The sequence below is a fragment of the Micromonospora sp. MGP-C2 genome (assembly GCF_057766525.1).
In genome coordinates this window covers 1-12,615 of sequence record NZ_JBYMEN010000002.1, presented here as the reverse complement: position 1 = coordinate 12,615, position 12,615 = coordinate 1, and the positions used below count along the sequence as shown (strand labels likewise).

2 pseudogenes are annotated in these 12,615 nt (G+C 73.4%); both read right to left on the bottom strand.

Going from position 1 to position 12,615, the window contains the following annotated elements:
- Positions 1–24: 24 nt before the first annotated feature.
- Positions 25–6,351 (bottom strand): annotated as a pseudogene (locus AC3CF1_RS00020) (type I polyketide synthase); the annotation flags it as partial.
- Between the two features lie 129 nt (positions 6,352–6,480).
- A pseudogene (locus AC3CF1_RS00015) lies at positions 6,481–12,594 on the bottom strand (type I polyketide synthase); the annotation flags it as partial.
- Positions 12,595–12,615 lie beyond the last annotated feature (21 nt).

Genomic DNA, 12,615 nt, shown 5'->3' with positions numbered 1-12,615 from the left:
CTCCCCTAGGACGGAAGTGGTGGATCACGGGAATTCGAGTTCGTTGTCGATCAGGTCGAAGATGTCCTCGGCGGAGGCGCTGTCGAGGTCGGCGTCGTCGGACGTCGTCGCGGCGGGCACGGCCGAGGCCGGTTCCACGGCGGCGAGAAGTTCCCGCAGCCGGGCCGTGATGCCGGTGCCGGCCAGCGCCTCGGCGTCCAGCGCCGAGATGGCGCCGGTCAGCCGGTCGAACGCGACGTGCACGGCGTTGCCGTCCGGCTCGGCGCCGGTGGTGAGTTCCTTGCCCAGGTGCTCGGCGAGCGCCTGCGCGTTCGGGTAGTCGAAGACGAGCGTGGCGGGCAGCCGCAGCCCGGTCGCGCCGTTGAGCCGGTTACGCAGCTCGACGGCGGTCAGCGAGTCGAAGCCGAGTTCCTTGAAGGCGCGGGTGGCTTCGATCGGCTCCGAGGCGGGGCGGCCGAGGACCACTGTGGCGTGCCCGCGTACCAGATCGAGCAGGATCCGCTGCTGGTCCGCCGCGCCCAGCCCGGCCAGCCGCCGACCCAGGTCGTCGCCGGTCTCGGCGGCGGCGGCCGCTGCCCGGCGGGCCGGGGCCCGCACCAGGCCACGCAGCAGTGGCGCCACGGCGCCGCCCTGCCCGCGCAGGATCCCGGTGTCGATGTTCGCCGGGACCAGGATCGCCTCGTCGTGGCGTAGTGCCGCGTCCAGCAGGGCGAGCCCCTGCCCGGCGGTGAGCGGGGCCATCCCACCGCGGGCCATCCGGGCGTGGTCGGTCGCGTCCAGGTGACCGGTCATTCCACTGGCGTCGGCCCACAGGCCCCAGGCCAGCGCCACCGCGGGTAGTCCCTGGTCGCGCCGGTGCTGGGCGAGGGCGTCGAGGAACGTGTTCGCCGCCGCGTAGTTGGCCTGCCCGGCGCCGCCGAACGTGCCGGCGCCGGCGGAGAAGAGGACGAACTCGGCGACCGGCGCCGTGCGCGTCAGCTCGTGCAGATGCCAGGCGGCGTCCACCTTGGGCCGCATCACCTCGTCCAGGCGCTCCGGTGTCAGCGAGCCGACCACACCGTCGGCGAGGACGCCGGCCGCGTGCACCACAGTGCTGAGCGGGTGCTCGGGCGGGATGCCGGCGAGCAGCCCGGCCAGGGCGTCCCGGTCAGCGGTGTCGCAGGCGACGACCCGGGCCTGGGCGCCCAGCTCGGCGAGTTCCGCGCACAGCTCGGCGGCGCCGGGAGCCTGCGGACCGCGCCGGCTGGTGAGCAGCAGGTGCCGGCGGCCCTGTCGGGCGAAGTGCCGGGCCATCAGGGCGCCGAGCGTGCCGGTGCCGCCGGTGATCAGCACGGTGCCCTCGGGGTTCGGGCGGGGCGGCAGGGTGAGGGCGATCTTGCCAATGTGCCGGGCCTGGCTGAGGAAGCGGAACGCCTCCGGCGCGCGACGCAGGTCCCAGGTGCGCAGCGGCATCGGGCGCAGGTGCCCGGCCGCGAAGAGTGCGATCAGGTCGGTCCAGATCTCGCGGATCCGCTCGCCGCCGGCCTCGATGAGGTCGAACGCCTGGTAGCCGACGCCGGGGTGCTCGGCGGCCACGGTGTCGGCGTTGCGGATGTCGGTCTTGCCCATCTCGACGAACCGCCCCCCGCGGGGCAGCAGCCGCAGCGACGCGTCGATGAACTCACCGGCCAGGGAGTCGAGGACCACGTCGACACCGCGGCCGTCGGTCGCCGCGAGGATGCGCTGCTCGAAGTCGAGGCTGCGCGACGAGGCGATCCGGTCGTCGGCGAAGCCGTTGGCGCGCAGCACGTCCCACTTGCCGGGGCTGGCGGTGCCGAACACGTCGGCGCCGAAGTGCCGGGCGAGTTGGACGGCGGCCATGCCGACGCCGCCGGTCGCGGCGTGCACCAGCACCGACTGCCCGGCGCGCAGGTGGCCGGCGTCGACCAGGCCGAAGTAGGCGGTGAGGAACGCGACCGGCACGGTGGCGGCGACCGGGTACGACCAGTCGTCGGGGACCTTGGCGATCATCCGGTGGTCGGTGACGCCGATCGGTGCCATCGAGCCGGAGAAGAGACCCATCACCCGGTCGCCGACGGCGTAGCCGCTCACACCCGGCCCCACCTCGACGATCTCACCGGCCGCCTCGTTGCCGAGCACCTGCTGGTCGGGAACCATGCCGAGGGTCAGCACCACGTCCCGGAAGTTCAGGCCGCTGGCGTGGATGCGGACGCGCACGTGACCGTCCGGCAGGTCCCAGCCGATCTCCGGGCAGGGCAGCAGCTCCAGGTTGTCGAAGGTGCCCCGCTCGCGCACGTCGAGGCGCCACGGCTCGTCGCCGTCCGGCAGGACCAGGGCGGAGGTGGTCGCGGCGCGGGCCAGCCGCAGCGCGTGCGCGGTGCCACCCCGCAGCGCGACCTGCGGTTCCCCGGTGCCGGTCGCGGTGACCAGCGCGGCCGCCGAGGCGGGATCGCCGTCCAGGTCGGCGAGTTGGAGCCGGTCCGGGTTCTCCGCCTGCGCGGCGCGGATCAGACCCCACAGGGGGGCGTGCACCAGGTCCTCGATCGGGTCCTCGGGGCCGGTCGACACGGCATGGCGGGTCACCACCACGAGCCGGGCGTCCGGGCCGGCGAGCCAGTCCTGCAACAGGGCGAGGAAGGAGTGCGTCGCGCTGGTCGCGGCCGTGGCGACGGCACCCGCGATGCCGCCCGGGCCGAGGGGCGCGATGACCAGGTCGGGGCGCCGGCTCGCGTCATCGGCGACATCGGCGTACGCCACGACGTCGTGCCCGGCCTCCGCGAGGGCAGCGGACACGCCAATCTCGTCGGCGCCGAGGATCGCGACGAAGGCCGGAGCACCGTCGACGGGAAGGGTCAGCGGGGTCCAGTCGAGACGGAACAGCGAGTCCCGGGCCGGGTCGTCGGCCGCCTCCAGGGCGCCTGCGGCGATCGGGCGCAGCACGAGCGAGGCGATCGACAGGACCGGGCTGCCGGTCTGGTCGGCGGCGAGCACCGAGACGGTGTCGGCGCCCAGCGGACGCAGCCGGACGCGCAGCACCTCCGCACCGGAGGCGAACAGGTCCACGTCGGTCCAGGAGAACGGCAGCAGCCCGCCCTGTTCCGGGCCGGCCGGTCCGAGGGCCAGGCCGATCGGGTGCAGTGCCGCGTCGAGCAGCGCCGGGTGCAGCCCGTACGCGTCGGCGTCGGTCCCCCGGGGCAGGGCCACCTCGGCGTACACGTCGTCGTCGGAGCGCCAGATCGCCCGCAGTCCCTGGAACGCCGGGCCGTAGCCGTAGCCACGGGCTTCCAGGTCCGGATAGAAGCTGTCCACCGGCACGGCTTGCGCGCCGGCCGGCGGCCAGACCGGGAGAGGTTCCGGGGCTTGCGGTCGGATGGTGCTGAGCAGACCTGTCGCATGCCGGGTCCACTGCTGTTCGGCGTCGGCGGTGTCCGGCCGGGCGTAGAGGGTGAACGCCCGGTCCGGCCCGTCCCCGGCGGCGTCGACCACCGCCTGTAGTGCCAGACCGGCCTGGTCGGGCACGATCAGCGGCCGTTCCAGGGTGAGGTCGGCGACGATCGCGCAGCCGAGCTGGTCGCCGATCTGAATGGCCAGGTCGAGCAGCGCGGTGCCGGGGACCACCAGGCGGCCGGAGACGCGGTGGTCGGCGAGCCACGGGTGCGTGGTGAGGGATAGCCGCCCGGCGAAGATCGTGCCGTCGGTCCCGGCGAGTCCGAGGGCCGCGCCGAGGACCGGGTGGGTGACGGGGGCCAGGCCGAAGGCCGAGGCGTCGCCGTGCGGCCGGGTGCTGGGGCGCGGCCAGTAGCGCTGGGTCTGGAAGGCGTACGTGGGCAGTTCCACGACGGGGGCTGCCGGGATGACGGTGTGCCAGTCGACGGGTGCGCCGCGCACCCACGCCTCGGCCAACGACCGGACCATCTGCTCGGGCCCGCCCTCGCCACGACGCAACGTGCCCACCGTGGCCACCTCGGCGGTGTCGGCGATCGCTCCGGTGAGCACCGGGTGCGCGCTGACCTCGACGAAGATCCGATGCCCGGCCGCGTATGCCGCCGCGACCGCCAGGTCCAGGCGCACCCGCTGGCGCAGATTGCGATACCAGTAGTCGGCGTCCATCTGACCGCCGTCCTCCACCGTGGAGAACACCGGCACCGCACCGGGCTGCGGCTGCACCCCGTCGAGCAGACGGGCCAGCTCCGCCTCCACCGGCTCGACCAGAGCGCAGTGCGAGGCGTAATCCACCTTCACCCGCCTGGCCCGCACCCCGGCCGTCTCCGCAGCAGCCAGGAACGCATCCAGGTCCGCACCCGCCACGGCGACGCTCGTCGGGCCGTTGACCACGGCGACACTCACACCCTCGGTCAACAACGGGGTGACCACGTCCAAACCGGCGTTGACCGACACCATCCCACCACTGCCCGCGATCGACAGCAGCGCTTGACTACGCAACGCGACGACCTTCGCGGCGTCGCTCAGTGACAGCACCCCGGCCACACAGGCCGCCGCGATCTCCCCCTGCGAATGGCCGATCACCGCGTCGGGGGTCACGCCCCTGGCCCGCCACACCTCCGCGAGAGACACGTGCACCGCCCACAACACCGGCTGCACCACATCCACCCGCTCCAACGGATCGTCCGAGCGCAACACCTCCAGCAGATTCCAGTCCACGAACGGATCCAAAGCCGCCGCGCACTCCGCGATCCGCGCCGCGAACACCGGCTCCGCATCCAACAACCCCGTGGCCATACCCACCCACTGCGAACCCTGACCCGGGAACACGAACACCACACCGGCATCGGGAGCCGCCGAACCGGAGACCACCGAGCCCGACGGGACACCACCCGCCAGCGCCTGCACCCCACCGGTGACGTCCGGACCCAGCACCACCGCCCGGTGATCGAACACCGACCGGGACGACAGCAACGAGTACGCCACCGACGACGCGTCCGCCGCCACTGTCGACAGCCGCGCGGCCTGATCAGCAACCGCAGCCGGCGTACGCCCCGACAGCAGCCACGGCGCACCCGACCCCGTCACCTCTACCGGTGCGACAGTCGGCGCGGCCGGCGGCTCCTCGATGATCACGTGGGCGTTGGTGCCGGACATGCCGAACGACGACACCCCAGCCCGGCGCGGGCGCTCCCCCGCCGGCCACGGCCGCGCGTCCACCAGCAGCTCCACCGCACCCGCCGACCAGTCCACATCGGGCGTCGGCTCGTCGACGTGCAGGGTGCGCGGCATCGTCTCGTGCCGCATGGCGTGGACGACCTTGATGATGCCGGCGACACCGGCTGCGGCCTGCGCGTGACCCATGTTCGACTTGATCGAGCCGAGCCACAGCGGCTGGTCGGCGGCCCGCTCCTGACCGTAGGTCGCCAGCAGCGCCTGCGCCTCGATCGGGTCACCGAGGGTGGTGCCGGTGCCGTGCGCCTCCACCATGTCCACGTCGGCCGCGGAGAGCCCGGCGGCGGCGAGCGCCTGGAGGATCACCCGTTCCTGGGCGGGCCCGTTGGGCGCGGTCAGTCCGTTCGAGGCGCCGTCCTGGTTGACCGCGGTGCCCCGGACCACGGCGAGCACCCGGTGCCCGTTGCGGACCGCGTCGGAGAGTCGCTCCACCAGCAGCATGCCGGCGCCCTCGGCCCAGCCGGTGCCGTCGGCGGCGGCGGCGAACGCCTTGCACCGACCGTCACCGGCGAGGCCGCCCTGGCGGGAGAACTCGACGAACGTGCCGGGGGTGGCCATCACGACCGCGCCGCCGGCCAGCGCGAGGGTGCACTCACCACGTCGCAGTGCCTGTGCGGCCAGGTGCAGTGCCACCAGCGACGACGAGCAGGCCGTGTCGACGGTGACCGCCGGCCCTTCCAGGCCCAGCGTGTAGGCGACCCGCCCGGACGCGACGCTGGCCGCGTTGCCGGTGGCCAGGTAACCGTCGAGGCCGTCGTCGGCGGCGCCCATCAGCAGTGTCGAGTAGTCGTGTGAGTTGGTGCCCGCGAACACACCGGTCCGCGACCCGGACAGCGACGCCGGGTCGATGCCGGCCCGCTCGATGGCCTCCCACGACACCTCCAGCAGGAGCCGCTGCTGCGGGTCCATCGCCAGGGCCTCGCGGGGGCTGATCCCGAAGAACGCGGCGTCGAAGTCGGCGACGGCGTCGACGAAGCCGCCCTGCGCGGTGTGCGACGAGCCACGGTCGTCCGGGTCGCCGGCCAGGGCGGCCAGGTCCCAGCCACGGTCGTCGGGCAGCCCGGAGACCACGTCGGCGCCGTCGGCGACGATCCGCCAGAGGTCCGCCGGGGTGCTGATCCCGCCCGGGTAGCGGCAGGCCATCCCGACGATCGCGATCGGCTCGCGGTCCGCGGCTTCGAGGTCGCGCACCTGGTCGCGGGTGCGCTGCAGTTCGTTGATCACCTTTTTGAGGGATTCGCGCAGGCGTAGTTCGTCCGCCATCAGAACGCTCCTTGATCGGGCGGGGCAGGATGTCCGGCGTTACAGACCGAGGTCGTTGTCGACCAGGTCAAACAACTCGTCGTCGGAGGCGTCGGCGAGGGCGTCCGGGACGCCGTCGGTCTCGGCCCCGCCGGTGTTCAGCTTCGCCAGCAGGCTCTGCAGGCGCAGGACGATGCGGGCTCGGCCGCTGTCGTCGCCGTCGCGGCTGGTCAGCGCCAGTTCGAGCCGGTCGAGTTCGGCCGCGGTGGGCAGGATCGTCGCGGTGTCGGGCAGGAGTTCGTTCTTGAGGTACCGCGCGAGCACGGTCGCGGTGGGCCGGTCGAAGACCAGCGTGGCGGGCAGTTTGAGGCCGGTTTCCCGGCTCAGGTGGTTGCGGACCTCGACGGCGGCGAGCGAGTCGAAGCCGAGTTCCCGGAACGCCCGGGTCGGCGGGATGCTGTCCGCCGAGGAGTGGCCGAGCACTGTCGCCGCCGCCGTGCGTACCAGTTCGAGCAGGTGCTTCTCCCGGTCCTGCTCGCCCAGGGCCGTGAGGTGGTCGCGCAAGGCCGTCACCGTGTCGGTGCCCGCCTGCGGGCCGTCGCCGTCCGCGTCGGCCAGGGCGTCGCGGGCCTCCGGCAGGTCGGCGAGCAGGCTGCTGTGCCGTGCCATGGTGTACGCCGGGGTGAACTTCGCCCAGTCGACGTCGGCGACAGTGGTGGTGGCGTCGGTGCCACCGACCGCCCGGGCCAGGGCCGCGATCGCCGCCTCCGGGTCGAGGGGCAGCAGACCGCGTCGGCGCAGGCGGTCCTCGACCGCGGGGTCGTCGGCCATGCCCGCCCCGGCCCAGGGCCCCCAGGAGACCGCGGTGGCCGGGAGCCCGGTCGCGCGCCGGTGCTCGGCGAGAGCGTCCAGGTAGGAGTTGGCCGCCGCGTAGCCGCTCTGACCGCCGCTGCCCCAGATCCCGGCGATCGAGGAGAACAGCACGAACGCGTCGAGGTCGTGGCCGGCGAGCAGCTCGTCGAGGTGGGTCGCGCCGTCCACCTTCACGCGGGTGACCGCCGCGAACTCCTCGGCGGTGCAGTCGTCCAGCGAGGTGGGGTGGTCGACGCCGGCCGCGTGCACGACGGCCCGCAGCGGGGTGGGATCGGCGTGTACTTCGAGGAGCAGGTCGGCGACCGCGGACCGGTCGGTGACGTCGACCGCCGCGATGGTCACCCGGGCGCCGAGGCTCTGGAGTTCGGCGGAGAGTTCCGCGGCGCCGGGCGCCGCTGTTCCGCGCCGGCTGGTCAGGACCAGGTGTTCCGCGCCGGACCGGGCGGCCCAGCGGGCGACGTGCGCGCCGAGACCGCCGGTGCCGCCGGTGATCAGGACGGTGCCGGTCGGCTGCCAGGAGGTGCCGTCGGCGTCGGAGGTGACCCGGACGAGGCGGCGTCCGTGCGTACCGGTGCGGCGGATGGCCACCTGGTCCTCGCCGCCGGCGGCGAGGACCGCGACCAGGTCCCCGGCGGTACGCTCCTCGATCTGCTCGGGCAGGTCGACGAGCCCTCCCCAACGTCGTGGGTGGTCGAGGGCGACGGCCCGGCCGAAGCCCCAGACGGTCGCCTGGGACGGCCGCCGCAACGGGTCGGTGCGGTCGACGGTGACCGCGCCCCGGGTCAGGCACCAGAGTGGGGCGCCGGCACCGCCGCTGTCGCCGAGTGCCTGCAGCAGGCGCAACGTCGACAGTGCGGGGTCGGTGCCGTTGTCGCAGAGGGCCTGGAGGGAGACGACACCGGCCAGGTCGGGGGTCTCCGAGACGATCTGCCAGAGCTGGTCGGTGAGCACGCCCCGATCGGTGAGGGTGTCGTCGACGGTCGTGGTGATGACGTGCGCGCCGTGCTCCTCCAGGGCGGTGCGCACCCATCGGGTGTCGTCGGTGGGCGACACCAGGAGCCAGGTGCCGGTGAGGGCGGGTGCCGCGCCGGAGGTGAGCGGCTTCCAGGTGACCCGGTAGCGCCAGTTGCGGACGGTGTCGTGCTGCCTGCTGCGCTGCCGCCAGGTGGAGAGGACCGGCAGGGCGGCGTCGAGCGCCTCGCGGGCCGCATTGTCGAGGTCACCGGCGATCAGGTCGAGGTCGGCGCGTTCGACGGCGTCCCAGAAGCGGGCATCGGTGGGGTGCTCGTCGCGGGTTGTGGGCCGCACGGTGTCCGGCCAGTAACGCTCGTGCTGGAAGGCGTAGGTGGGCAGGTCGACGCGCCGCGCACCGGGGTAGCACCGGGTCCAGTCGACCGCGACGCCGCGCACGAAGGCCTGGGCCAGGGCGGTGAGCAGCGAGGTCGGTTGGTCGCGGTCAGAGCGTTGCACGGGTACGAACACCGCGTCGGAAACGCAGTCCGCGCCCATCGCCGAGAGCACGCCGTCCGGGCCGATCTCGACGAACGTCGCGACGCCCAAGCCCTCCAGGGTGGCGATGCCGTCGGCGAACCGGACGGCCTCCCGCACGTGCCGCACCCAGTAGCCGGCGTCCTGCGTGTCCGCGACCTGCCCGGTCACGTTGGACACGATCGGGATCCGGGGCTCGGCGTAGGTCAACGAACCCGCGACCTGAGCGAAGTCGGCCAGCATCGGCTCCATCAACACCGAGTGGAACGCATGGCTGACCCGCAGCCGCTTCGACTTCTCGAAGTGGGCGGCGACAGCGGACACCTCGTCCTCCGTGCCGGACAGCACCACCGAACGCGGACCGTTGATCGCCGCGACCGACACCCCGTCGGTCAGCAGCGGCAGCACCTCGGCCTCGGTGGCGCGAACCGCCACCATGACGCCACCGGCCGGCAGTGCCTGCATCAGGCGACCCCGCGCCGCGACCAGCTTCGCGGCGTCAGCCAGGGACAGCACCCCGGAAACGTGCGCCGCCGCGATCTCACCGATCGAGTGCCCCACCAGGTAATCCGGAGTGACGCCGAACGACTCGACCAGGCGGAACAACGCGACCTCGACCGCGAACAGCGCCGCCTGGGTGTGGACCGTCTGGTCCAGGGCCTGCGCGTCGTCGGCGATCACGTCGCGGATCGGCCGGTCGAGGTGGAGGTCCAGCTCGGCGCAGGCCGCGTCGAACGCGTCCGCGTACACCGGGAAGGCCTCGACCAGGTCCAGGCCCATGCCGGGCCGCTGCGAACCCTGACCGGAGAAGACGAAGGCCAGCTTGCCGTCGGAGATCTCGCCGGTCACCAGGCCGGCGGCCGGCTTGCCGACCGCTGCCGCCGCCAGGGCGTCGCCGTGCTGGGGGCCGAGAACCACCAGGCGTTCGGTCAGCGCCGCGCGGGTGGTGGCCAGCGAGTGCCCGACGTCGATCACGTCCGGCTGTTCCCCGCCGGTGACCCAGGTCAGCAGGCGCGCGGCCTGGTCGCGCAGCGCGCCGGGGCTGCGTGCGGAGAGCGTCCACGGCACGATGCCCGCCTGCGGCCGGTGCCGGGCCGGCGGATCGGCGTCGACGGCAGGTGGCTCCTCGATGATCACGTGCGCGTTGGTGCCGGACATGCCGAACGAGGAGATGGCGGCGCGGCGCGGGTGGTCGCCGGCCGGCCACGGTCGCGCTTCGGTGAGGAGTTCCACCGAGCCGGCGGACCAGTCCACGTGCGGGGTCGGCTCGTCCACGTGCAGGGTTCGCGGGAGGGTCTCGTGTCGCATCGCCTCGACCATCTTGATGATCCCGGCGACGCCCGCGGCGGCCTGCGAGTGGCCGATGTTCGACTTGATCGAGCCGAGCCAGAGCGGCTGGTCCTTCGGGCGGTCCTGGCCGTAGGTGGCGAGCAGCGCCTGTGCCTCGATCGGGTCGCCGAGCACGGTGCCGGTGCCGTGTGCCTCCACCGCGTCGACGTCGGCGGTCGTGAGGTCGGCGGCGGCGAGAGCCGCCCGGATCACCCGTTGTTGCGCGGGGCCGTTCGGGGCGGTCAGGCCGTTGGAGGCGCCGTCCTGGTTGATCGCGCTGCCGCGGACCAGGGCGAGGATCTGGTGACCGTTGCGTCGGGCGTCGGAGAGGCGTTCCACCAGCAGGACGCCCACGCCCTCGGCCCAGCCGGTGCCGTCGGCGCCCGCGGCGAACGACTTGCACCGGCCGTCGGCGGCGAGGCCACGCTGGCGGGAGAACTCGGTGAACGTGCCCGGGGTGGCCATCACGATCGCGCCGCCGGCGAGGGCGAGATCGCACTCACCGGACCGCAGCGCCTGCGCGGCCAGGTGCAACGCGACAAGCGACGACGAGCAGGCGGTGTCCACCGAGACGGACGGCCCTTCCAGACCCAGCGCGTAGGACACCCGGCCGGAGATGACGCTGGCGGCGTTGCCGGTGGCCAGGTAGCCCTCCACGGCGTCCGGCGCCGCCATCAGCAGGGTCGGGTAGTCGTGGCTGTTGGTGCCGGTGAAGACGCCGGTGTGGGTGCCGCGCAGGGCGACCGGGTCGATGCCGGCCCGCTCCACCGCCTCCCAGGACGTCTCCAGCAGCAGGCGCTGCTGCGGGTCCATGGCGAGCGCCTCGCGGGGCGAGATGCCGAAGAACCGGGCGTCGAAGTCGGCCACGCCGTCGAGGAAGCCGCCGGCTGCGGCGTACGAGGTGCCGCGGGCGTCGGGGTCGGCGTCGTAGAGGGCGTCCAGGTCCCAGCCTCGGTCGGCGGGCAGACTCGAAACGGCGTCGGTGCCGGTGTCGACCAGTCGCCACAGGTCCTCCGGCGAACCGACTCCGCCGGGGTAGCGGCAGGCCATGCCGACGATGGCGATCGGTTCGTTGGCGGCGGCCGTCGCCCGCGTTTGCGGGGTTGCACCGTCGTCGTTGCCGAGCAGGGCGGCCAGGTGGCCGGCGAGCGTGGCGGCGTTCGGGTAGTCGAAGACGACGCTGGACGGCAGGTGCAGGCCGGTCGTGGTGACCAAACGGTTGCGGAGTTCGACTGCGGTGAGTGAGTCGAAGCCGAGTTCGCGGAAGGGTCGGTCGGTGCCGATGTCGGCGACGCCGCCCAGCCCGAGGACCGCGGCCGCCTCGGTGCGCACGACGTCCAGGAGGCGCTTCGCGCGTTCGGTGGCACTCAGGCCGTCGAGGAAGGTGCTCTGCGCTGCGGTCACGTCCTCGACCGGGGTGTACACCTCATCGAGCAACGGACGCGACCTGGCCGAGGTGAACGACGCACCAAACCGCTCCCAGTCCACGTCGGCGATCGTGACCGCCCGCTCCCCCGACCCCACCACCTGCGCGAACGCGGCCATCGCCAACTCCGCCGGCATCGGCGGCAACCCCCGACGACGCAACTGCACGTCATCGCCAGCAGCCGCGACCATCCCGCCACCAGCCCACGGACCCCACGACAACGCCGTACCCACCACACCACGAGCCCGACGCGCCGCGATCAACCCATCCAAAAACGCATTCGCCGCCGCATAGGCACCCTGACCACCCGAACCCCAAATACCGGAGATCGACGAGAACACCACGAACGCGTCCAGGTCATCACCCAACAACTCATCCAGATGAACCGCACCCGCGACCTTCCCACTGACCACCTCGTCCCACAGGTCGGGGGTGGTGTCGGTGAGCAGCGCGGACCGTTCGACGCCGGCGGCGTGCACCACGGCCCGCACCGGTGTGTCCAGGTTCTGCAACAGCGCGGCGACCGCGTCCCGATCGGCCATGTCACAGGCGGCGACCGTGGCACGCGCTCCGGCCGCCTCGACCGCAGCGACGACGTCCGCCGCGCCCTCGGCCTGCGGACCTCGCCGCGACACCAGCACGAGGTGCTCGGCGCCCTGCTCAGCGGCCCAGACCGCGACCCGACCACCCAGCGAGCCCGTGCCACCGGTCACCAGGACCGTCCCCGACGGCGACCACCCCGGCTGGTCACCGACTGCGGCGGCCGAACGGACCAACCGCCGCACGTACACACCCGAGGACCGCACCGCCACCTGATCCTCGGCACCGAAACCACCGGCCAACACCCGCACCAGTCGGGCACCCACCCGCGCATCCCAGCCGGCCGGGACATCGACCAGACCACCCCACAGATGCGGCAACTCCAGGCCGACCACCCGACCGACTCCCCAGACCGCTGACGCTTCCGGGGTGACGGCGTCGGCGCGGCCCACGGGTGCACCGCCGGTGGTCACCACCCACAGCGGAGCGACAACGCCAGCCCGCACCAGTTCCTGCACCAGGGCGAGGGTGAGTTCGGT